The 21,120-nt window shown below is 71.1% G+C and carries 19 protein-coding genes; 7 read left to right on the plus strand and 12 right to left on the minus strand.

Features of this window, described 5'->3' with window-relative positions:
• Window positions 1-43: 43 nt before the first annotated feature.
• From ACIQNG_RS27685 to ACIQNG_RS27710, 6 genes are all read right to left on the minus strand, one after another.
• Window positions 44-1,438, minus strand: coding sequence for a lysine N(6)-hydroxylase/L-ornithine N(5)-oxygenase family protein (locus ACIQNG_RS27685; protein ID WP_401488716.1), 1,395 nt, complete (start codon window positions 1,436-1,438; stop codon window positions 44-46).
• Window positions 1,435-2,793, minus strand: a complete 1,359-nt coding sequence (locus ACIQNG_RS27690; protein ID WP_401488718.1) for a pyridoxal phosphate-dependent decarboxylase family protein — start codon at window positions 2,791-2,793, stop codon at window positions 1,435-1,437. Before ACIQNG_RS27690 ends, ACIQNG_RS27685 begins: the two co-directional genes overlap by 4 nt.
• 202 nt (window positions 2,794-2,995) lie before the next feature.
• Entirely contained in the window at window positions 2,996-5,497 is a 2,502-nt protein-coding gene (gene pepN / locus ACIQNG_RS27695; protein ID WP_401488720.1) for an aminopeptidase N, read from the minus strand.
• A gap of 215 nt (window positions 5,498-5,712) precedes the next feature.
• Window positions 5,713-6,267, minus strand: a complete 555-nt coding sequence (locus tag ACIQNG_RS27700; protein WP_401488723.1) for a two-component system response regulator — start codon at window positions 6,265-6,267, stop codon at window positions 5,713-5,715.
• 159 nt (window positions 6,268-6,426) lie between these two features.
• Complete coding sequence (locus tag ACIQNG_RS27705) at window positions 6,427-6,777, minus strand: chorismate mutase (protein WP_401427246.1); 351 nt, start codon at window positions 6,775-6,777, stop codon at window positions 6,427-6,429.
• A gap of 11 nt (window positions 6,778-6,788) precedes the next feature.
• Complete coding sequence (locus ACIQNG_RS27710) at window positions 6,789-7,514, minus strand: GNAT family N-acetyltransferase (RefSeq protein ID WP_401488725.1); 726 nt, start codon at window positions 7,512-7,514, stop codon at window positions 6,789-6,791.
• A 115-nt stretch (window positions 7,515-7,629) separates the two neighbouring features.
• Between ACIQNG_RS27710 and ACIQNG_RS27715 the strand changes: the two genes are divergently transcribed.
• Window positions 7,630-8,532, plus strand: coding sequence for a hypothetical protein (locus tag ACIQNG_RS27715; protein WP_401427243.1), 903 nt, complete (start codon window positions 7,630-7,632; stop codon window positions 8,530-8,532).
• 61 nt (window positions 8,533-8,593) lie between these two features.
• On the opposite strand, the gene ACIQNG_RS27720 is transcribed toward ACIQNG_RS27715, so the two are convergent.
• A complete protein-coding gene (locus ACIQNG_RS27720) occupies window positions 8,594-9,583 on the minus strand; it encodes an SDR family oxidoreductase (protein ID WP_401488728.1) in 990 nt (329 codons plus the stop codon).
• 1 nt (window position 9,584) lies between these two features.
• Window positions 9,585-10,343 carry an SDR family oxidoreductase gene (locus ACIQNG_RS27725; protein ID WP_401427823.1) on the minus strand — a complete coding sequence of 253 codons (759 nt, stop codon included), beginning with the start codon at window positions 10,341-10,343 and terminating at the stop codon, window positions 9,585-9,587.
• Window positions 10,344-10,561: 218 nt separating this feature from the next.
• On the opposite strand from ACIQNG_RS27725, the gene ACIQNG_RS27730 reads away from it, so the two are divergent.
• Genes ACIQNG_RS27730 through ACIQNG_RS27745 form a run of 4 tightly spaced genes read left to right on the plus strand, consistent with a single transcriptional unit; the run spans window position 10,562 to window position 14,057 of the window.
• Window positions 10,562-11,326 carry an enoyl-CoA hydratase family protein gene (locus tag ACIQNG_RS27730; protein ID WP_401488731.1) on the plus strand — a complete coding sequence of 255 codons (765 nt, stop codon included), beginning with the start codon at window positions 10,562-10,564 and terminating at the stop codon, window positions 11,324-11,326.
• 45 nt (window positions 11,327-11,371) lie between these two features.
• Window positions 11,372-12,256 (plus strand): CoA transferase subunit A, encoded by an 885-nt coding sequence (locus tag ACIQNG_RS27735; RefSeq protein WP_401488733.1) that lies wholly within the window; start codon window positions 11,372-11,374, stop codon window positions 12,254-12,256.
• The gene (locus ACIQNG_RS27740) at window positions 12,253-13,011 is read left to right on the plus strand and encodes a CoA-transferase subunit beta (RefSeq protein ID WP_401488734.1); all 759 of its coding nucleotides are present in this window, start codon (window positions 12,253-12,255) and stop codon (window positions 13,009-13,011) included. Before ACIQNG_RS27735 ends, ACIQNG_RS27740 begins: the two co-directional genes overlap by 4 nt.
• Complete coding sequence (locus ACIQNG_RS27745; protein ID WP_401488736.1) at window positions 13,011-14,057, plus strand: NAD(P)H-dependent flavin oxidoreductase; 1,047 nt, start codon at window positions 13,011-13,013, stop codon at window positions 14,055-14,057. Before ACIQNG_RS27740 ends, ACIQNG_RS27745 begins: the two co-directional genes overlap by 1 nt.
• Window positions 14,058-14,123: 66 nt before the next feature.
• Here the strand turns inward: ACIQNG_RS27745 and ACIQNG_RS27750 are convergent, their stop codons facing one another.
• The 3 genes from ACIQNG_RS27750 to ACIQNG_RS27760 are packed head-to-tail and all read right to left on the minus strand — an operon-like array spanning window position 14,124 to window position 16,760.
• A complete protein-coding gene (locus ACIQNG_RS27750; RefSeq protein WP_401488738.1) occupies window positions 14,124-15,281 on the minus strand; it encodes an acetyl-CoA C-acetyltransferase in 1,158 nt (385 codons plus the stop codon).
• Window positions 15,282-15,341: 60 nt separating this feature from the next.
• Window positions 15,342-15,953, minus strand: a complete 612-nt coding sequence (locus ACIQNG_RS27755; RefSeq protein ID WP_401427229.1) for a TetR/AcrR family transcriptional regulator — start codon at window positions 15,951-15,953, stop codon at window positions 15,342-15,344.
• Between the two features lie 15 nt (window positions 15,954-15,968).
• Window positions 15,969-16,760, minus strand: a complete 792-nt coding sequence (locus tag ACIQNG_RS27760) for an SDR family oxidoreductase (RefSeq protein ID WP_401488741.1) — start codon at window positions 16,758-16,760, stop codon at window positions 15,969-15,971.
• Window positions 16,761-16,830: 70 nt separating this feature from the next.
• Between ACIQNG_RS27760 and ACIQNG_RS27765 the strand changes: the two genes are divergently transcribed.
• Entirely contained in the window at window positions 16,831-17,970 is a 1,140-nt protein-coding gene (locus ACIQNG_RS27765) for an acyl-CoA dehydrogenase family protein (protein ID WP_401488818.1), read from the plus strand.
• Complete coding sequence (locus tag ACIQNG_RS27770) at window positions 17,970-19,025, plus strand: acyl-CoA dehydrogenase family protein (protein WP_401488743.1); 1,056 nt, start codon at window positions 17,970-17,972, stop codon at window positions 19,023-19,025. Before ACIQNG_RS27765 ends, ACIQNG_RS27770 begins: the two co-directional genes overlap by 1 nt.
• 7 nt (window positions 19,026-19,032) lie before the next feature.
• Here the strand turns inward: ACIQNG_RS27770 and ACIQNG_RS27775 are convergent, their stop codons facing one another.
• Window positions 19,033-20,790: a cytochrome bc complex cytochrome b subunit gene (locus tag ACIQNG_RS27775; RefSeq protein WP_401488745.1), complete on the minus strand. Its 1,758-nt coding sequence runs from the start codon at window positions 20,788-20,790 to the stop codon at window positions 19,033-19,035.
• Between the last annotated feature and the right edge of the window lie 330 nt (window positions 20,791-21,120).

The raw sequence follows: 21,120 nt of genomic DNA on the forward strand, positions 1-21,120 counted from the left end.
GGTCACTCTGTCAGTGGTTCGTGGGTGGGGTCTTGGGTTGGGTTCAGGTTGCGTCGGTGAGGGGGGTGAGGGTGGTGGGGGTGCGGGCGGCGGGGATGTGGGGGTGGTGTGGTGTGAGGCCGAAGGTGGTGAAGGCGGTGCGGGTGGGCAGGGGGTAGGTGTCTTTGCCGGTGAGGGCGTTGAGGATGGTGGCGCTGCGCCAGGCGGCGAGTCCGAGGTCGGGGGTGCCGATGCCGTGGGTGTGGGTTTCGGCGTTCTGGACGTGGAGGGCGCCGGTGATGGTGGGGTCGAGGAGGAGTCGGTAGTGGGTGTCGATGCGGGGGCGGTTGTGGCTGTCGCGGCGTAGGTAGGGGTCGAGTCCGGCGAGGATGCGGTCGAGGGGGCGTTCGCGGTATCCGGTGGCGAGGATGACGGCGTCGGTGGTGAGTCGGGTGCGGGTGTTCTGTTGGGTGTGTTCGAGGTGGAGTTCGATTTTGGTGGTGGCGATGCGGCCTGCGGTGCGGACGTGGACGCCGGGGGTGAGGACGGTGTCGGGCCAGCCGCCGTGGAGGGTGCGGCGGTACAGCTCGTCGTGGATGGCGGCGGCGGTGTCGGCGTCGATGCCTTTGTGGAGTTGCCATTGGGTGGTGATGAGGCGGTCGCGGGCGGGTTCGGGGAGGGCGTGGAAGTAGTGGGTGTAGTCGGGGGTGAAGTGTTCGAGGCCGAGTTTGGAGTACTCCATGGGGGCGAAGGCTTGGGTGCGGCCGAGCCAGTGGAGGCGTTCGCGGCCGTGGGGGCGGTTGCGGAGTAGGTCGAGGAAGATTTCGGCGCCTGATTGGCCGGTGCCGATGATGGTGATGTGGTCGGCGGTGAGCAGGGTGTCGCGGTGGTCGAGGTAGTGGGCGGCGTGGAGGACGGGGACGGTGGGGGCGTCGACGAGGGGTTTAAGGGGGTCGGGGATGTGGGGTTCGGTGCCGATGCCGAGGACGATGTTGCGGGTGTAGGTGCGGCCGAGTGCTTGGGCTTGGCCGTTGTTGTCGAGGTGGGTGTGGTCGACTTCGAAGAGGTCGTGTTCGGGGTTCCAGCGGATGGCGTCGACTTGGTGGTTGAAGTGGAGTGCGGGGAGGTGTTCGGCGACCCAGCGGCAGTAGGCGTCGTATTCGGCGCGGTGGAGGTGGAAGCGTTCGGCGAAGTAGAAGGGGTAGAGGCGTTGGCGTGTTTTGAGGTAGTTGAGGAAGGTCCAGGGGCTGGTGGGGTCGGCGAGGGTGACGAGGTCGGCGAGGAAGGGGACTTGGATGGTGGCGCCGTCGATGAGGAGGCCGGGGTGCCAGTGGAAGGTGGGGCGTTGTTCGTAGAAGACGGTGTCGAGTTCGGTGAGGGGGTGGGCGAGGGCGGCGAGGGAGAGGTTGAAGGGGCCGATGCCGATGCCGACGAGGTCGCGGGGGGTGTGGGGGGTCATGTGGGGGTGTTTCCTTCCACCAGTTCCAGGAGGGTGGTCAGGTCGGCGGGGCGGGTGTGGGGGTTGAGGAGGGTGACTTTGAGCCAGAGGCGGCCGTCGGTGTGGGCGCGGCCGAGGACGGCGTGGCCGTTGTGGAGGAGGGTGCGGCGTACGGCGGCGACGGTGGTGTCGGTGGCGTTGTGGGGTCGGAAGAGGACGGTGCTGATGACGGGGTGGTCGTAGAGCTCGAAGTGGGGGTGTTGTTCGATCTGGGTGGCGAAGTGGTGGGCGAGGTCGAGGACTTGGTCGATGAGGGCGCCGAGTCCGGTGCGGCCGAGGGTTTTGAGGGTGACGGCGATTTTCAGGGCGTCGGGGCGGCGGCTGGTGCGTAGGGAGCGGCTGAGTAGGTCGGGGAGGCCGGCGTCGGTGTCGTCGGGGGCGTTGAGGTAGTTGGTGTGGTGGTGGAGGGCGGTGAGGTCGGTGGGGTCGCGGATGGTGAGGGCGCCTGCGGCGAGGGGTTGCCAGCCGAGTTTGTGGAGGTCGAGGGTGACGGTGTGGGCGGCGTCGATTCCGGTGAGGAGGGTGTTGTGGCGGTCGCTGAAGAGGAGGGCGCCGCCGTATGCGGCGTCGATGTGGAGGCGGGTGTGGTGGGTTTGGCAGCGGGCGGCGATGTCGGGGAGGGGGTCGATGAGTCCGGCGTCGGTGGTGCCGGCGGTGGCGGCGACGAGGTGGGGGCCGGGGAGTGTGGTGAGGGCTTCGTCGAGGGCGACGGGGTCGAGGGTGCCGGCGGGGGCGGGGACGATGATGGGTTCGGGTAGTCCGAGGAGCCAGGCGGCGCGGGGGAGGGAGTGGTGGGCGTTGGCTCCGTGGATGAGGCGGAGGGTGGGGCCGTGGGTTTCGCGGGCGAGGAGGAGGGCGAGGAGGTTGGATTCGGTGCCGCCGGTGGTGATGAGGGCGTCGGCGGCGCCGGTGGTGTGGGCGAGGGCGGTGGTGACGTGGTTTTCGAGGGCGGAGGCTGCGGGGGCTTGGTCCCAGGAGTCGAGGGAGGGGTTGAGGATGTCGGCGGCGAGGTCGGCGGCGGCGGCGACGGCGAGGGGTGGGCAGTGGAGGTGGGCGGCGCAGAGGGGGTCGGCGGGGTCGGCGGCGCCTTCGGCGAGGAGTTGTACGAGGGCGCGTAGGGCGTCGGGGTCGCCTTGGTCGGGGAGGATGTCGCCGACGATGTCGCGGACGCGGGTGGTGATGGCGGTGGGGCCGCCGGCGGGGAGGGGGCCGCCGCGGGCTCGGCGTCCGTCGTCCAGGGCGTGGAGGACGGTGTGGAGCAGTGGCCGCAGCGCGTTCGGCCCGTCGGGGCCTGAGGCGAGGGGCGGGGTGCTCATGGGTCCTCCGTGGTCAGCGGAGTTCCAGGGTGTATGGGGTGGGGGTGGTGTGTGGGGGAAGTGGTGGGAGAGAACCCGAAAGGGGGTAGGGGGTTCGGGGGCTGCCGGTGGGCTGGGGTGGCGTGTGGCAGCCCCCGGGGTGGGCCTGGTGGTGGTGGGGTCAGGCGGGGGTGGGCTTGGTGGTGGTTGGGGGGTGGTGGGGTCAGGTGGGGGTGGTGGTGGCTTTCCGTACGGTGAGGGCTCGTTCGAGGTCGTCGAGTTGGTCGATGAGTTTGCGGCGGAGTGCGGGGGTGGGGTCGGCTTCGGCGAGGCAGGTCCGGCCGAGGTGGAGGGTTTGGGTGTCGACGGCGTGGGTGGGGAAGGCCCAGCGTCCGGCGGCTTCGGCGAGGGCGGGGCCGCGGCGGGCGGCGAGGGCGGTGGCGTCGTCGTAGTAGCGGGTGACGTAGGGGCGGAGGAGGTCGGCTTGTTCGGGTTGCCAGAAGCCTTGGGCGGTGGCGGTGAAGTGGTAGTTGGAGAGGTTGTCGTCGGTGAACATGGCGTGCCAGGCGGTGTGTTTGGTGTCGGGGTCGGGGAGGGCGGCGCGGCAGCGGGCGGCGGCTTCGCGGCCGGTGGCGCTGGGGTCGGTGGCGAGTTCGGCGGTGATGGCGGTGTCGTCGGTGGCGCCGAGGACGGCGAGTCGGGTGAGGATGCGCCAGCGTAGTTCGGGGTCGAGTTCGGGGCCGCCGGGGACGCTGTCGTCGGCGAGCCAGGCGGTGAGGGTGTCGGGGCGGGTGGTGACGTCGATGAGGTGGCGTACGGCGATGAGTCGTAGTCCGGGGTGGGTGCCGTCCTCGGTGCGGCGGATGAGGTCGCGGCAGAGGGCGGCGAGGGTGGTGAGGGCGTGGGGGCGGGTTTGGGGGGTGAGGTAGCGGTTGGTGATCTGTTGGGTGGCGAAGGTGAGGACGCCGTGGACGAGGGAGAGGTCGGTTTCGCGGGGCAGGTGGGCGCGGGCGGTGTCGAGGTAGGTGGTGGGGGGGAGTTCGCCGTCGCGGACGGTGTCGCGTAGGGCGTTCCAGACGACGGCGCGGGTGAGGGGGGTGGGGAGTCCGGAGAGGTGGGTGTGGAGGGCGGTGGTGGTTTCGGGGTCGAAGCGGATTTTGGCGTAGGTGAGGTCGCTGTCGTTGGGGACGAGGAGTGTGGGGCGTTTGCCGATGGGGGTGGGGTCGGGGTGGGGGAGGTCGAGGTCGAGGCGGTCGCGTAGGGCGAGGTGGCCGTTGTCGTCGGTGTGGTCGAGGTCGTAGAGGCCGATGGCGATGCGGTGGGGGCGGTTGCCGGTGTGGTCGACGGTGAGGGTGCACTGGCCGCCGGTGCCGCGGGTGATGTGGGGGGTGAGGGTGTCGACGCCGGTGGTGCGCAGCCAGGTGTCGGCCCAGGTGTGGACGTCGCGTTCGGTGGTGTGGGCGAGGGAGTCGATGAAGTCGGCGAGGGTGGCGTTGGCGAATTTGTGGCGGGCGATGTGGGTGTTGATGCCGGCGAGGAAGTCTTTTTCGCCGAGCCAGGTGACGAGTTGGCGTAGGGCGGAGGCGCCTTTGGCGTAGGAGATGCCGTCGAAGTTGAGGAGGGCGGTGGCGGTGTCGTCGACGGCGTCGGGGGCGACGGGGTGGGTGGAGGGGCGTTGGTCGGCGTCGTAGCCCCAGCTTTTGCGGACGACGGCGAAGTCGGTCCAGGTGTCGGTGAAGCGGGTGGCTTCGATGAGGGTTTGGTAGCCCATGTATTCGGCGAAGGACTCGTTGAGCCAGATGTCGTCCCACCAGGTGAGGGTGACGAGGTCGCCGAACCACATGTGGGCCATTTCGTGGGCGATGACCATGGCGCGGGTCTGGCGTTCGGCGTCGGTGACGGCGGAGCGGTAGATGAATTCGTCGCGGAAGGTGACGAGGCCGGGGTTCTCCATGGCGCCGGGGTTGAATTCGGGGACGAATGCCTGGTCGTAGGAGTCGAAGGGGTAGGGTTCCTCGAATTTTTCGTGGTAGCGGTCGAAGCATTGGCGGGTGATGTCGAGGAGTTCGTCGGCGTCGGTGTCGAGGTGGGGGGCGAGGGAGCGGCGGCAGTGGAGGCCGAAGGGGAGTCCGCGGTGTTCGGTGCGGACGGAGTGCCAGGGGCCGGCGGCGACGGCGACGAGGTAGGTGGAGATCGGTGGGGTGGGGGTGGTGTGCCAGCGGCCGTCGTCGTGGGGTGTGGTGGTGGTGTTGGTGAGGACGGTCCAGCCGTCGGGGGCGGTCACGGTGAGGTCGAAGACGGCTTTGAGGTCGGGCTGGTCGAAGGCGGCGAAGACGCGTTGGGTGTTGTCGAGGAACAGTTGGGTGTAGGCGTAGGTTTCGCCGTCGGTGGGGTCGGTGAAGCGGTGCATGCCTTCGCCGGTGCGGGAGTAGTGCATGGTGGCGTCGAGGGTCAGTTCGTGGTCGCCGGGGGTGAGGTTTTTCAGGGGCAGGCGGTTGTCCACGAGGTCTGCGGGGTCGAGGGGGTGTCCGTCGAGGGTGACCGCTCGCAGCTCGGCGGGCTTGACTTCGATGAAGGTGTCCGCGGCCGTGCGTGCGCTGAACGTGATCACGGTGCGGGAGTCGAAGGTCTCGTCTCCGGTGGTCAGATCGAGGTCGATCGTGTACCGCTGGACGTCGAGGAGCTGTGCACGGGTCTGCGCTTCGTCGCGCGTGAGAACGGACATGCAGGCCATGCTGCCCGATGGCTCGGGTGGCGCACAGGGGCAGCCGGGGTCGCGCTCGGTTCGTGACGTATGTGCCGTCTGTGTGCGAGCGTTCCGTGCCGGGGTGTGTACGCGTGGTTTCCGTGCGGCGGGGCCGTCGTCGGGGCTGGGGGGTGTCCGGACGTCGGGGGTCGGACGGGCGGTGCGGGTGCGTTCTGGGGCGGGGGGTGGGGCGGTCAGGCGGAGGTGGCTCTGGGGATGTCGGTGTCGCGTTGGAGGGGGACGCGGCCGGGGCGGGTGGGGGCGCTGCGGAGGTCGGGGGTGGTGCGGAGGTCTGGGGTGGTGGGGTCGGGGGTGGCGTTGAGGCGGGCGCGGAGGGTGCGGACCTCTTGTTCCAGGGCGTGGTGGCGCTGGTGGGTGTCGTAGAGGTAGCGGACCTTGGTGCGTAGGGCCCAGGGGTCGATGGGTTTGACGAGGAGGTCGGCGACGCCGAGTGCGAAGGCGGCGCCGGTGAGTTCGTGGTCGGGGTCGAGGCCGGTGAGGAGCAGGACGGGGATGTGCTGGGTCTGTTCCAGTCGGCGCAGGTAGCGGACGACGTCGAGTTCTTCGGCGTCGGGTGTGCGTACGTCGAGCAGCAGGAGGGCGATCCCGCCGCGCAGTACCTGTTTGAGCGCCTCGTCGCCGCTGGTCGCGCGGGCCAGTGGGTGGCCGAGCGGGGTGAGCGCGCTCTCCAGCGCGTACAGCGTGTCCTTGTGGTCGTCGACGATGAGGATCCTGGCTTCCGACGTCATGGCCGGACCTCCCCTCCACCTCGCCACAGCCTAAGCCCTCGACCCCTACGGGGAGTATCCGTCCCTTGACGTGGGGTGCTCGATGAGAGTGGCCTCCCGCGCGGGCGCGTGTTCGCCCCTGGGGGGTGCGGGGCGCGGGAGGCTGTGGGTCGGCCGAGGTCAGCGGGGTGTGGGGGGCTGTCCGGCGACGGTGTCCTCGGCGATGCTCTCGTGGTGGCGGATCACTTCGGCGATGATGAAATTGAGGAACTTCTCAGCGAACGCGGGGTCGAGCTTGGCGTTCTCGGCGAGTGTTCTGAGGCGCTCGATCTGTCGCGCCTCCCGGTCGGGGTCGGCCGGGGGGAGTTGGTGCCGGGCCTTGAGGAGGCCCACCTGCTGGGTGCACTTGAAGCGTTCGGCGAGCATGTGGACGACGGCCGCGTCGATGTTGTCGATGCTGTCGCGCAGCCGGTCGAGTTCCTCGCGGACGGCGGGGTCGACGTCTCCGGTACCGGTGGTGCTGGTGGTCATGGGCGAACACCCTACGGGGCGGAGGGGGGCCGGGGGTGGGGTGGAGGGGGAACGTCCCAGGGGGCGGACAGGGGGTGTCCAGGATCGGGGGTGGTCGGGGGGTTCTGGGGTTCTGGGGTGGTCGGGGGGGGCTCTAAGGGTTGTGGGGTGGTCGGGGGGGGCTCTGAGGGTTGTGGGGTGGTCGGGAGGGGCTCTGAGGGTTGTGGGGTGGTCGGGAGGGGCTCTGAGCGTTGTGGGGTGGTCGGGAGGGGCTCTGAGGGTTCTGGGGTGGTCGGGAGGGGCTCTGAGGGTTGTGGGGTGGTCGGGAGGGTCTTGTGGAAGTAGATGTCCTGGTGGCCGCCGGGGACGCCGTCCATCCGGCCGGTCTCGCGGTATCCCCTGCGCAGGTAGAAGTCCGGTGCCTGGAAGGTGTACGTGGAGACCGTCATGTCGGTGCAGCCGCGTCGTACGGCTTCCTCCTCGGCCGCCCGCATCAGCCGGCTCCCCCAGCCCTCCTTGCGCCGGTCCTCCCGTACCCAGAGCATGTCGACGCCGCCGAGGGTGCCCCAGATCCATCCGGTGAGGCCGCCGATGAGTTCGCCGTCCTCGTCGGTGACGGAGACGGAGAGTTCGTCGGGGACGTCGGTGCCGGCGGCCTGGTTGTTGTAGGCGGTCAGTTCGTCGTCGAGCCGCTGCTGGAGGGCTTCGTCCTCGGCGCCTACGCGCAGGACCGGGCCGCTGGGGGGTTCGGTGGTCATCCGCCTGACGGTAATCGGGGGCCCGGCACGCGGCACCTGGTTTTCTTCTCGTACCCGGACCGTTGCGCACTCGTAGAGTGGAATGCGGTGGTCATGGCGTCCTGGGGGTGCAGGCGTGGCGAACGATGGACCGGTGGAGCACGGCTTTCCGCATCTGGAGACGGTGCGGGCGGCCGTCACCGCGCTGTACAGGAGGCTGTCGTACGACACGATCCAGACTTTCTCGACCAGTGTGCTTCCGGCCGATGTGGCCTTCGACGACGGTGAGGATGTGCATCTGGGGGCGCAGCGGGTGGCGCGCGAGATGGTGCGGCACTACCGGTTGCCGGACGCGCGGTTGATCGTGGCGTTCCGGGTGATGCGGCATGCGGCGAATGTGGAGCTGGCTGCCGGGCCCGAGTACTTCGTGGAACTGAACGACCGGTTCCGGGAGCATCGGCGGGACATCGGGGCGGCGCTGGCCCACGAGACCATGCATGTGTATCTGCATCGTATGGGGTTGTCGTTCCCCGGTACGCGGGACAACGAGATCCTCACGGACACGGCGGCGTCGTATCTGGGGGCGGGTTGGCTGCTGCTGGACGCGTACCGGGAGGATGCGGCGTCCTCGCAGAAGTTGGGTTACCTCACGCCGGAGGAGTTCGGGTATGTCCTGGCCAAGCGTGCGCTGGTGTTCGGGGAGGACCCGTCTCCCTGGTTCACGAGTGCGCAGGCGTTCACGGCGTACGAGAAGGGCATGGCGAAGGCCCGGGGTGATGAGCGGCAGCCGCCGTTGACGTCGGCGGGGTGGGTGGGTCGCCGCCGCTACGCGCGCGATCGGCGTCAGGCGCGGGACCGCGCGCGGGAGCCCGCTTCGGCCGTCGTTCCCGGCGTGTCGTATGCGTTCTCGGACGGTGCGGAGCCGCTGCGGGTGTCGTTCCCGTGTCCGACGTGCCTTCAGCGGATCCGGGTGCCGGTGCGGGGGCGGGTGCGGGCGCGGTGCGGGTTGTGCCGGACGGTGCTGGAGTGCGACACGTAGGCGTTGGTGCTGTTCCGTTCTTGCCTTCGTTTCTTCGTGCGGTGCTGGGTGGTGTTCGGTTCTACGTTCCGTACACGGGTCTTGGTGGTGGTGTGCGGGTGAGCAGGGCTCGGGCGGTGTCTCCCGCCTCGGCCGGGGTCCAGCGGGTGCCTTTGTCGGCGGTGGGGCCGGGGTGCCAGCCCTCCATGACGGTGATCCGGCCGCCCTCGGTCTCGAAGACGCGGCCGGTGACGCCCTCGCTGGCCGCGGAGCCGAGCCAGACGACGAGCGGGGAGACGTTGTCGGGGGCCATGGCGTCGAAGCCGGTGCCGGGGGCGGCCATGGTGTCGGCGAAGGCGCGTTCCGTCATACGGGTGCGGGCGGCGGGTGCGATGGCGTTGACCTGGACGCCGTAGCGGGCCAGTTCGGCGGCGGCGACCAGGGTCAGACCGATGATGCCGGCTTTGGCGGCGCTGTAGTTGCCCTGTCCGAGCGAGCCGAGGAGCCCGGCTCCGCTGCCGGTGTTGACGATCCGGGCGACGGGGGTGCGGCCTGCTTTGGTCTCGGCGCGCCAGTGCGCGGCGGCATGTCTGAGGGGCAGGAAGTGCCCTTTGAGGTGGACGCGTACGACGGCGTCCCAGTCGTCCTCGTCCAGGTTGACCAGCATCCGGTCGCGTAGGAAGCCGGCGTTGTTGACGAGGGTGTCGAGACGGCCGTAGGTCTGCAGGGCGGTGTGGATGAGGGAGGCGGCGCCTTCGGTGGTGGCGATGTCACCGGTGTGGGCGATGGCCTCGCCGCCGGCCGCGCGGATCTCTTGGACGACGCGGGCGGCTGGGGTGTCGGGGGTGGCTGGGGTGCCCGGCGTGTCGGGGGTGCCGGGGTGGGCCGGGGTGTCGGGGGTGGCCGGGGTGTCGGGGGTGTCGGGGGTGGCTGGGGTGCCGTCGAGGCTGACGCCCAGGTCGTTGACGACGAGTCGGGCGCCTTCGGCGGCGTACGCGTGCGCGTGCGCGCGTCCCAGGCCGCGGCCCGCGCCGGTGACGACGACGACCCGTCCGTCGCAGATTCCGCTCATGTCAGGGCTCCTTGGGGGGTGGGGGGCCGGTGGGGTGGTCGGTCGTGGCCGCGTCGAGGAAGGCGGGGCGTTCGCCGCCGCCGTGGACGAGGAGGCTCGCCCCGGTGATGTAGGCGGCGGCGTCGGAGGCGAGGAAGACGGCGGCGGCGCCGATGTCGGCGGGTTCGGCGAGGCGGCCGAGCGGGACGGTGCGGGCGACGGCGTCGACACCGTCCGGGCCGCCGTAGTGGAGGTGGGCGAGTTCGGTGCGGACCATGCCGACGACGAGCGTGTTGACGCGGATGTCGGGCGCCCACTCCACCGCCATGGATCGGGCGAGGCTCTCCAGTCCCGCCTTGGCCGCGCCGTACGCGGCGGTTCCGGGTGAGGGGCGGGTCCCGCTGACGCTGCCGATCATCACGATCGCGCCCCCGCGGTGCCGGAGGTGTTCGTACGCGGCGAGGGAGGCGGTGAGCGGGGCGGTCAGGTTCAGCTCGACGACCTTGGCGTGGCGGGTGGCGTCGGCGTCGGTGAGGCGTCGGTGGGGGGTGCCGCCGGCGTTGTTGACCAGGACGTCGAGGCGGGGCAGCGCGGCGAAGAAGTCGCGTACGGCGTGGGGGTCGCGCAGATCGAGGGGGGCGAACTCGGTGCCGGGGAGGGGGGTTTCGGGGGGTCGGCGGGCGCAGACGACGACGTGGGCTCCGGCCTGTGCGAGGGCTCGGGCGATACCGGAGCCGACGCCTCGGGTGCCGCCGGTGACGACGGCGAGTCGGCCGTGCAGGGGGGTGTGGGTGGGGTGGGGGGTGGTGGGGGTCGAGGTGGGGACGGCTGAGGGGTCGGGGGGGTGGTGGGGGGAGTTGTCGGAGTTTTCCACAGGGTCGGGTGCCGGGTTTTCCACAGGGCCTCCCGCCGGGATCCGGCTGCTGCTAGCTTCGAAGCCTGACACCTAACAAATGTTTGGTGGAAAGGCAGTCGAGTGCGAAGGTAGCTGATGCGTCCATGGGTGTCTCCACCTCGTCCCCGGAAAAGGGGATTTCGGTCGTCACGGTCGACTTCCCTCCGGTCAACGCACTTCCGGTGGACGGCTGGTACGCGCTGGCCGACGCGGTGCGCACAGCCGGACGTGATCCGGAGGTCCGGTGTGTGGTGCTGGCGGCCGAGGGCCGGGGGTTCAACGCGGGGGTGGACATCAAGGAGATACAGGCGGGCGGGCGGGCGGCCCTGATCGGCGCCAACCGGGGCTGTTCGGCGGCCTTCTCGGCGGTGTACGAGTGCGAGGTGCCGGTGGTGGCGGCGGTGCGGGGCCACTGTCTGGGCGGGGGTGTCGGTCTGGTGGGCAACGCGGACGCGATCGTGGCGAGCGAGGACGCCGTGTTCGGGCTGCCCGAGTTGGACCGAGGGGCGCTGGGGGCGGCCACGCATCTGTCGCGGCTGGTGCCGCAGCACCTGATGCGTGTCCTGTACTTCACGTCGCGCACGGTGGGCGCGGGTGAGCTGCGCGCGCACGGCTCGGTGTGGGACGTGGTCCCCGGGGCGGAGGTGCGCGCGGCGGCGCTGGGCCTGGCCCGTGAGATGGCCGCCAAGGACGGGGACCTGCTCCGCCTGGCCAAGGCGGCGATCAACGGTATCGACCCGGTGGACGTGCGGCGCAGCTACCGCTTCGAGCAGGGCTTCACGTACGAGGCGAGTGTGAGCGGGGTGGCGGACCGGGTCCGGGACACCTTCGGCGGTTCTCGGGCCGGTGGGGCGGGGGGCGGGCGATGAAGGGGGAGGCGGGGCGTGTGGTGACGGGTGAGGGGAGGGCGGGCCGTGGGTGACAAGACGATGACCGCGCGGGAGGCGGTCGGCGGGCTGGAGAGCGGGATGACGGTCGGTATCGGCGGCTGGGGTTCGCGCCGTAAGCCGATGGCTCTGGTGAGAGCGCTGCTGCGGACCGACGTCACTGATCTGACGGTGGTCTCGTACGGCGGTCCGGAGGTCGGGATGCTGGCGGCTGCGGGCCGGATCCGCAAGCTCGTCGCGGCGTTCGTCACGCTCGACTCCGTCCCGTTGGAACCGCACTATCGGGCGGCGCGGGAGCGGGGGGCGTTCCAGTTGATGGAGGTCGACGAGGCGATGTTCATGTGGGGGCTGCGCGCGGCGGCGAACCGGTTGCCGTTTCTGCCGGTGCGGGCGGGTGTGGGCTCGGACGTGATGCGGGTGAACCCCGCTCTGCGGACGGTGACCTCGCCCTACGAGGACGGTGAGACGTTCGTCGCCATGCCGGCCCTGCGGCTGGACGCGGCCCTGGTGCATGTCAATCGCGCGGACCGGCGGGGCAACGGCAGCTGTCTGGGGCCCGATCCGTACTTCGACGACCTGTTCTGCGCGGCGGCGGACGCGGCGTACGTCTCGTGCGAGCGGATCGTGGACACGGCCCGGTTGACGACGGGGTCGGGGCCGCAGGCGTTGCTGATCAAGCGCCATGTGGTGACGGGGGTGATCGAGGCGCCGAACGGGGCGCATTTCACCTCGTGCGCTCCGGACCACGCCCGGGACGAGGCGTTCCAGCGGGAGTACGCGGCCACGCCGTGGGAGGAGTTCGAGGCGCGGTTCTTGGGTGGGGACGAGGAGGCGTACCGGTCGGCGGTGCGGGACTGGCACGACCGGGACGCGCGGGTGCGAGCGGTGGGGGAAGGGGAGGGGGCGACGTGAGTACGGAGCGGAGTGAGCCGACGCGGGGGGTGAGCGGGGGTGAGGTCACCCGTGCGGAGTACTGCGTCGTGGCGTGTGCCGAGGCGTGGCGTGGGAGCGGGGAGATCCTGGCGAGTCCGATGGGGGTGATCCCTTCGATCGGGGCGCGGCTGGCCCGTCGTACGTTCGCGCCGGAGCTGCTGCTGACGGACGGCGAGGCGATGCTGGTCGACGCGGAGGGCACGGTGGAGGGCTGGTTGCCCTACCGGCAGCATCTGGAGCTGGTCGCGGGGGGTCGGCGGCACGTGATGATGGGGGCGAGTCAGATCGACCGGTACGGCAATCAGAACATCTCGTGCATCGGTGATTGGCGTCGGCCGAGACGCCAGTTGCTGGGGGTGCGGGGGGCGCCGGTCAACACGCTGAATAATCCGACGAGTTACTGGATCCCGCGGCACTCGCGGCGGGTGTTCGTGGAGCGGGTGGACATGGTGTGCGGGGTGGGGTACGACCGGGCGGTGGGGGCCCGGTATCACCGCATCCCGCGTGTGGTGACGGATCTGGGGGTTTTCGACTTCGCGACGCCGGACCGTTCGATGCGGCTGGCGGCGCGGCATCCGGGGGTGACGGTCGGGGAGATCGTGGAGGCGACGGGCTTCCCCTTGTCGATCGGGGACGGGGTGCCGTGCACCCGCGCTCCGGTGGTGGAGGAGTTGCGGCTGATCCGCGAGGTGCTGGATCCGGGGAACACGCGGGCGCGGGAGGTCGGTATCTGATGGACACTCCTCTCACCCGGCTGGTCGGTGTCCGGTGTCCCGTCGTGCAGACGGGTATGGGCTGGGTCGCGGGGCCCCGGCTGGTGTCGGCGGCGGCGAACGCGGGCGCGCTCGGGATCCTGGCCTCGGCGACCATGACGCCCGGGCGGTTGCGCGAGGCGGTCCGGGAGGTGAAGTCCCGTACGGGGGCGCCGTTCGGGGTGAATCTGCGGGCCGACGCGGCGGACGCGGCGGAGCGGGTGCGGATCGTGGTGGAGGAGGGGGTGCGGGTGGCGTCGTTCGCGCTGGCTCCGTCCCGTGAGCTGATCGGGACGCTGAAGGAGGCGGGCGTGGTGGTGGTGCCGACGGTCGGGGCGCGGCGGCATGCCGAGAAGGTGGCGGCGTGGGGTGCGGACGCGGTGATCGTGCAGGGGGCGGAGGGTGGCGGGCACACCGGTGAGGTGGCGACGACGGTGCTGTTGCCGCAGGTGGTGGATGCGGTGGGGATACCGGTGGTGGCGGCGGGCGGGTTCTATGACGGGCGGGGTCTGGTGGCGGCGCTGGCGTACGGGGCGGCGGGGATCGCGATGGGGACCCGGTTCCTGCTCACGTCGGACTCGACGGTGCCGGACGCGGTGAAGGCGCGATATCTCGCGGCGGGGGTGCGGGACATCACGGTGACCCGGGCCGTGGACGGTCTGCCGCATCGGATGCTTCGCACGGATCTGGTGGCCGCGCTGGAGCGTTCGGGGCGGGCGAGGGCTCTGGTCGAGGGGTTGCTCCGGGCTTCGCGTCTTCGGGCGTTGACCGGGTTGACGTGGCGCACGATGCTTCAGGAGGGCCGTTCCCTGAGGCACGGCAAGAGTCTGTCCTGGAGTCAGGTGCTGCTGGCCGCGAACACTCCGATGCTGTTGAAGGCGTCGATGGTGGACGGCAGGACGGACGCGGGGGTGATGGCCTCGGGTCAGGTGGCGGGTCTGATAGACGACCTGCCGTCCTGCGAGGACCTGGTGACCCGCATCATGAGAGAGGCCGAGGAGACCCTGGGTTCCCTGCCCTCGTCCTAGCCGACCCGTGCGCCTTCCCGACCTCGTGCTCCCGACGCCGCGTTCCCGCGGTCCCGGCGGCTCCCGTCAGAGTCGTTCGATGATGGTCACGTTGGCCTGGCCGCCGCCCTCGCACATGGTCTGTAGCCCGTAGCGGCCCCCGGTGCGCTCCAGTTCGTGCAGCAGTGTGGTCATCAGTCGTGCCCCGGTCGCTCCGAGGGGGTGTCCCAGTGCGATGGCCCCGCCGTTGACGTTGACGCGCTCCTCGTCGGCTCCGGTCTCCTTCAGCCAGGCGAGCACGACGGGGGCGAACGCCTCGTTGATCTCGACCAGGTCGATGGCGTCGATGGTCAGCCCGGTCTTCTTCAGGGCGAACGCGGTGGCGGGGATGGGTGCGGTGAGCATGCGGATCGGGTCCTCGCCCCGTACGGAGAGGTGGTGGACGCGGGCGCGGGGCCGGAGTCCGTGGTCGCGGACCGCGCGTTCGGAGGCGAGCAGCAGCGCGGCGGCGCCGTCCGAGACCTGGGAGGAGCAGGCGGCGGTGATGGTGCCGCCGTCGATGACGGGTTTCAGCGCGGCCATCTTCTCCAGGGAGGTGTCCCGGCGGGGGCCTTCGTCGGCGGTGAGGTCGCCGTAGGGGACGGTCTCGCGGTCGAACCGTCCTTCGTCCTGGGCGCGCAGGGCGCGCCGGTGGGAGCGGAGCGCGAAGCGTTCCTGGTCCTCGCGGCTGATTCCCCATTTCGCGGCGATCGTCTCGGAGCCGGCGAACTGGTTGACCGCCCGGTTGCCGTAGCGTGCCCGCCAGCCCTCGCTGCCGGCGAAGGGGCCCTCGGTGAAGCCGAGGGGGACGGCGGCCTGGCGGGTGGCGTAGGCGATGGGGATCTGGGACATGTTCTGCACGCCGCCGGCGACGACCAGGTCCTGGGTGCCGGAGAGCACGCCCTGGGCGGCGAAGTGCACGGCCTGCTGGGAGGATCCGCACTGGCGGTCGACGGTGACGCCGGGTACCTCCTCGGGCAGTCCGGCGGCCAGCCAGCAGGTGCGGGCGATGTCGCCGGCCTGTGGTCCGACGGTGTCGAGGCAGCCGAAGACGACGTCCTCGACGGCGGCGGGGTCCACCGCGGCGCGGGTTATCAGTTCCTTGAGGACGTGGGCGCCCAGGTCGGCCGGGTGGACGGTGCTCAGTCCTCCCCCGCGCCGTCCGACGGGTGTGCGGACCGCTTCGACGATGTATGCCTCGGCCATGGCGATGACGGCTCCCTCGTGGGAAGGGGTGGGGTGGGCGGTGGGTGGCCCTCGGGTGGGTTATGCGCGCAGGGCGATCCCGTCGAGCACCATCGAGAGGTACTGGCGGGCGATCTCCTCGGGGCTGTGCTGTCCGCCGGGCCGGTACCAGGAGGCGGCGACCCAGACGGTGTCGCGGACGAAGCGGTAGGTGAGCCGGACGTCGAGGTCGGCGCGGAAGACCCGGTCGGTGACGCCGCGTTCCAGTGTGGTCAGCCACGCCTTCTCGAACCGGCGCTGGGACTCGGCGAGGAACTCGAAGCGTTCGTGGGTGACGAGGTGGCGGGCCTCCTTCTGGTAGATCGCGACGGCGGCGCGGTGCCGGTCGATCTCCCGGAAGGATTCGGTGACCAGTGCCTCCAGCGTCGTGCGGGGGTCGAGTCCGGCCTGGAGGACGGTGTCGTAGCCGTCCCAGAGTTCGTCGAGGAAGGTGCGCAGGATCTCCTCCAGCATCGATTCCTTGGAGTCGAAGTGGTAGTAGAGGCTGCCCGCGAGCATTCCGGCGTGGTCGGCGATCTTGCGTACGGTGGTGGCGTTGTAGCCCTGTTCGGCGAAGACCTCGGCGGCGGTGTGGAGGAGTTCGCGCCGCCGTTCGGGGGCGGCGGTCACCTGGGGCTTCTTCTGTGTCGGCACGTGCACATTGTGGTCCTAGGGATGCTGGCTGCTGACGGAGAGGACCTCTCCGGTCAGATACGAGGAGTAGCCGGAGGCGAGGAACACGATCACGTTGGCCACTTCCCAGGGTTCGGCGTGCCGTGCGAATGCCTCGCGCGCGGTGAGTTCGGCGAGGAGTTCGGGGGTGGTGACCTTGGCGAGGTGGGGGTGCAGGGCGAGGCTGGGTGAGACGGCGTTGACGCGGACGCCGTAGGCCGCCGCCTCGATGGCCGCGGTTCTGGTCAGGGCCATCACTCCGGCTTTGGCGGCGGCGTAGTGGCCTTGTCCGGCCTGGGCGCGCCAGCCGGTGACGGAGGCGTTGTTGACGACGACTCCGCCGGTGCCGGAGGTGCGGAAGAGGCGCAGGGCGGCGCGCAGGCAGCGGAAGGTGCCGTTCAGAGTGGTGTCGAGGACGCGGGTCCACTGGTCGTCGGTCATGTCGGTCAGTTCGACGGTGCCGCCGAGGCCCGCGTTGTTGACCACGATGTCCAGTCGGCCGTGGGTGGTGACGGCGGTGTCGAACAGGGCGCGTACCTGGGTGTCGTCGGTGACGTCGCAGGGGGTGGCGGTGACCTGGTCGGTGCCGAACTCGTCGGCCAGTCGGTCCTGGTGTTCCTTGAGGCGGCGCGGGTGGCTGTCGCTGATCAGGACGCGGGCGCCCTCTTCCAGGAGGCGGCGGGCGGTGGCGCCGCCGATGCCCGCGCCTGCCGCCGCCGTGACGACGGCCGTTCGGCCGGTCAGTAGCCCGTGACCTGCGACGTAGGCCGGGCTCTCGACGTCTGTCATAGCCTCACGGTAACCTACCAAACACTTGTTAGGGAAGATGTGTCGGGGAAGACAGGGAAGGACGGTGACCGTGGATCTCACCCACTCCCCCGCCGACGAGGCGTTCCGGGCCGAGGCCCGTGCGTGGCTGCGCGCGCATGTGCCGAGGACCCCGCTGCCGTCCCTGGAGACCGCCGAGGGGTTCGCCGCGCACCGCGCGTGGGAGGCCGAACTGGCGGCGGACCGCTGGTCGGTGGTGTCCTGGCCGCGGCGGTTCGGCGGGCGGGACGCGGAGCTGGTGCGCTGGCTGGTCTTCGAGGAGGAGTACTGGGCGGCGGGCGCCCCCGGCCGCGTCGGGCAGAACGGGATCAGTCTGCTCGCCCCGACCCTCTTCGGCCACGGCACCGAGGAGCAGCGCGCGCGGGTGCTGCCGCCGATGGCGTCGGGCGAGGTCGTGTGGGCGCAGGCGTGGTCCGAGCCGGAGGCGGGGTCGGATCTGGCGGCGCTGCGGTCCACGGCGCGGCGGGCGGCCGGTGGCTGGCGGCTGAGCGGGCACAAGACCTGGTCCTCGCGCGCGGCGTTCGCGGATCGCGCGTTCGGTCTGTTCCGCACCGATCCGGACACCCCGAAGCCTCATCAGGGGTTGACGTATCTGATGTTCGACCTGCGTGCGCCGGGGGTCACGGTCCGTCCGATCGCCCGGCTGGACGGCAAGCCGGCCTTCGCCGAACTCTTCCTGGACGAGGTGTTCGTACCCGACGAGGACGTCATCGGGGCGCCCGGCCAGGGCTGGCGGATCGCGATGTCCACGGCCGCCGACGAGCGCGGGCTCACCCTGCGCTCCCCCGGCCGCTTCCTCGCCACCGCGGACCGGCTGGCCGCCCTGTGGCGCTCCCGGGGCGGCCCGCCCGGGGCGCGCGAGCGGGTCGCGGACGCGGTGATCGGCGCCCGCGCGTACCAGCTCTTCACCTACGCCGCCGCCTCCCGCCTCCTGGAGGGTGAGCCGCTCGGCCCGGAGTCCAGCCTGAACAAGGTGTTCTGGTCGGAGTTCGACCTCGCGGCCCACGAGACGGCCCTGGACCTGCTCGGCGAGGAGGGCGAACTCGCCGACACCGACTGGGCCGAGCGGTATGTCTTCGCGCTCGCCGGGCCGATCTACGCGGGCACCAACGAGATCCAGCGCGACATCATCGCCGAGCGGCTGCTCGGCCTGCCGAAGGGACGCCGCTGATGCGTCTGCGCCCGGACCCCGAGCAACGCGCCTTCGCCGCCTCCCTGGACGCCCTGCTGAGCGCCGCCGACTTGCCCGGGGTGGCCCGGGAGTGGGGACGGGGCGAGCACGCGCGCGGGCGGGCGCTGTGGTCCCGGATCGCGGACGCGGGCGTGTTCGCGCTGGCCGTCCCGGAGGCGTACGAGGGTCTGGGCCCCCGCCCCGCCGAACTCGCCCTCGCTTTCGTCGAACTGGGCCGGCACGCCGTACCGGGCCCGCTGGTGGAGACGGTCGCCACGGCCGCGCTCCTGTCCGCCCTCCCCGACCCGGCCCCGGCCGCACACCATCTGCCGCCGCTGGCCCGGGGCGAGACCCTGGCGACCCTGACCCCGCCGGATCCGACGCCCCTGACGCCCCCGACGCCGCCGACGCCGCCGGATCCGACGCCGCTGACCACGGCCCGGGGCGGCGGTTCCACTCATCTCGCTCTGGACGGTGACGCGGCGGCCCTGCGCCTCGCCCTGTCCCCCGAAGGGCTCCGGCTCTCCCCCGGGCACGGTCCCGTGCGTCCCTCCCTCGATCCGGCCCGGCGCCTCACCCCGCTCCTGCCCGGCGGTGAGCTGCTCTGCGCCGACCCGCCGCTCGGCGCCGCCGTGGCCTGGGCGCGGCTGGCGACCGCCGCGCAGGCGCTCGGGGTGGGGCTCGCGCTGCTGGAGCGGACGGTGGAGCAGGTGCGGCGGCGGACGCAGTTCGGGGTGCCGGTGGGCTCGTTCCAGGCGGTCAAGCACCGGCTGGCGGACGCGAAGATCGCCCTGGAGTTCGCCCGGCCGCTGGTGCTGGGCGCCGCGCTCACCATGGATCCGGCCGATGTCGCCGCCGCGAAGGTGAGCGCCTGCGAGGCGGCCTACGGCACGGCCCTGACGGCGCTCCACCTGCACGGCGCGATCGGCTACACGGCCGAGCTGGACCTTTCCTTGTGGCTGACCAAGGCCCGCGCGCTGCGCCACGCGTGGGGCACACCGGAGCAGTGCAGGGCCGAGGTGCTCGCCGGGCACGGCGGCAGAGCCGGGCGGTGACGGCGGCTCACTGCCGCTGCTCGCCGCCGGTCAGCTCCTGCCGCTCCTCGTCCCCCTGGTGATCCAGATGCCCCTCACCCGTTTCATGCCCCTGCTGCCCGTGCTGCCCGTGCTGGTCCTGATGCTCCCGGTATTCCTCGGGTGTCGGCTTCGGGATCTGGGTGTCCGGCCCGTACAGCGAGCGGGCCAGCCGCGCCCGTACCCGCTGTCCCACGGTGACCCGCCGCCGTACGCCGCGGGCGTCCTCGCGCGGCCCGATCTCGTACGCCCGCGGCTGCTCGTGCTGGGTGAGGGCGAAGAGCTGGTCCTGCGGCAGCGGCTCGTGGATCTCGACGTACTCGCCGTGCGGGAGGCGTTTGATGGTGCCGGTCTCCCGGCCGTGCAGCACCTTGTCCCGGTCGCGGTGCTGGAGGGCGAGGCAGATCCGTTTGGTGAGGAGGAAGGCGAGGACGGGGACGACGAAGACGGCGACGCGCACGAACCAGGTGATGGAGTTGATGGACAGATGCAGATGGGTGGCGACGATGTCGTTGCCGCCGCCGATCAGCAGCACCGCGTAGAGGCTGAGCCAGGCCACGCCGAGGCCGGTGCGTACGGGGGTGTTGCGCGGCCGGTCGAGGAGATGGTGCTCACGCTTGTCGCCGGTGATCCACGCCTCGATGAACGGATAGACGCCGATGGCGAGCAGGATCAGCGGGAACAGCGAGAAGGGGATGAAGACGCCGAGGACGAGGGTGTGGCCCCCAAGGTTGATCTCCCAGCCCGGCATCACCCGGATCAGGCCCTCGGAGAAGCCGAGGTACCAGTCGGGCTGGGCGCCGGTGGTGACCAGGTCGGGGCGGTAGGGGCCGAACGCCCAGACGGGGTTGATCTGGGCGATGCCGCCCATGACGGTGAGCACCGCGAAGACCAGGAAGAAGAACCCGCCCGCCTTGGCCATGTAGACCGGCAGGAAGGGCATGCCGACCACGGACTTCTGGTCCTTGCCGGGGCCGGGGTACTGGGTGTGCTTGTGGTACACGATCAGGATCAGATGGGCGACGATCAGGCCGAGCATGATGCCGGGCAGCAGCAGGACGTGGATGGGGAAGAACCGCGAGATGATGTCGGTGCCCGGGAACTCCCCGCCGAACAGGAAGAACGAGATGTACGTCCCGACGACCGGGATGGACAGGATCGCGCCTTGGGCGAAGCGGACGCCGGTGCCGGAGAGCAGGTCGTCGGGGAGCGAGTAGCCGGTCAGACCGGTGATGATGCCGAGGAAGAGCAGGGTCCAGCCGAACAGCCAGTTGATCTCGCGGGGCTTGCGGTAGGCGCCGGTGAAGAACACCCGCATCATGTGGACGAGCATGCCGGTGACGAAGACCAGCGCCGCCCAGTGGTGGATCTGACGGATCAGCAGCCCGCCGCGCACATCGAAGCTGATCTCCAGGGTGGACTCGAAGGCGCGGGTCATCAGGACGCCGTTGAGCGGCTCGTAGGAACCGTCGTAGACGACCTCGACCATGCTGGGCTCGAAGAACAGCGTCAGATAGACGCCGGTGAGGAGCAGCACGACGAAGCTGTAGAGGCAGATCTCGCCGAGCAGGAACGACGGATGGTCGGGGAAGACCTTGCGCATGTTGGCCTTGGCGAGGGAGTGGACGCCGAGGCGGCCGTCGACCCAGTCGGCCACGCGTTCCCCGCGCGGGGCCGGACCCGCGCGGCCCGCCGGGCCGGAATCCCCGGCCCCCGCCGCCGCGTTCTCCGCTCTCGCGCCGTCCATCAGCCGTCGCCTCCCCGTCGGATGCCCCCCAGGGTGACACGGGGTCAGGGGCCAGGCCAACGGTGCCAGCAACCGGGTGAGCGGGAATCCGGAGCCGACGGAAGCGTCCCGAGCCGACCGGAGCGGGTCGGAGCCGGTCGAAGCCGGTCGGAGAAAGGAGGCGGCGCCTGCCCGTGCCTGGTCGGCGACAAGAGGCAGCGCCAGCCTGTGTCCGGTGGAAGAGAGACAAGAGGCGGCGCCTACCCGCGTCCGGTCGGAGGGAGACGAGAGCCAGCGCCCGCCCGCGTCCCCCTCGGAGAGAGACAAGAGCCAGCGCCCGCCCGCGTCCCC

Source organism: Streptomyces sp. NPDC091377 (assembly GCF_044757045.1).
GTDB lineage: Bacteria > Actinomycetota > Actinomycetes > Streptomycetales > Streptomycetaceae > Streptomyces.

Excerpts from the sequence above, each read along its gene's own strand:
- ACIQNG_RS27685 (WP_401488716.1), bottom strand. The coding sequence starts at position 1,438 with ATGACCCCCCACACCCCCCGCGACCTCGTCGGCATCGGCATCGGCCCC.
- ACIQNG_RS27690 (WP_401488718.1), bottom strand. The coding sequence starts at position 2,793 with ATGAGCACCCCGCCCCTCGCCTCAGGCCCCGACGGGCCGAACGCGCTG.
- pepN (WP_401488720.1), bottom strand. The coding sequence starts at position 5,497 with ATGTCCGTTCTCACGCGCGACGAAGCGCAGACCCGTGCACAGCTCCTC.
- ACIQNG_RS27700 (WP_401488723.1), bottom strand. The coding sequence starts at position 6,267 with ATGACGTCGGAAGCCAGGATCCTCATCGTCGACGACCACAAGGACACG.
- ACIQNG_RS27705 (WP_401427246.1), bottom strand. The coding sequence starts at position 6,777 with ATGACCACCAGCACCACCGGTACCGGAGACGTCGACCCCGCCGTCCGC.
- ACIQNG_RS27710 (WP_401488725.1), bottom strand. The coding sequence starts at position 7,514 with ATGACCACCGAACCCCCCAGCGGCCCGGTCCTGCGCGTAGGCGCCGAG.
- ACIQNG_RS27720 (WP_401488728.1), bottom strand. The coding sequence starts at position 9,583 with ATGAGCGGAATCTGCGACGGACGGGTCGTCGTCGTCACCGGCGCGGGC.
- ACIQNG_RS27730 (WP_401488731.1), top strand. The coding sequence starts at position 10,562 with ATGGGTGTCTCCACCTCGTCCCCGGAAAAGGGGATTTCGGTCGTCACG.
- ACIQNG_RS27745 (WP_401488736.1), top strand. The coding sequence starts at position 13,011 with ATGGACACTCCTCTCACCCGGCTGGTCGGTGTCCGGTGTCCCGTCGTG.
- ACIQNG_RS27750 (WP_401488738.1), bottom strand. The coding sequence starts at position 15,281 with ATGGCCGAGGCATACATCGTCGAAGCGGTCCGCACACCCGTCGGACGG.
- ACIQNG_RS27760 (WP_401488741.1), bottom strand. The coding sequence starts at position 16,760 with ATGACAGACGTCGAGAGCCCGGCCTACGTCGCAGGTCACGGGCTACTG.
- ACIQNG_RS27770 (WP_401488743.1), top strand. The coding sequence starts at position 17,970 with ATGCGTCTGCGCCCGGACCCCGAGCAACGCGCCTTCGCCGCCTCCCTG.
- ACIQNG_RS27775 (WP_401488745.1), bottom strand. The coding sequence starts at position 20,790 with ATGGACGGCGCGAGAGCGGAGAACGCGGCGGCGGGGGCCGGGGATTCC.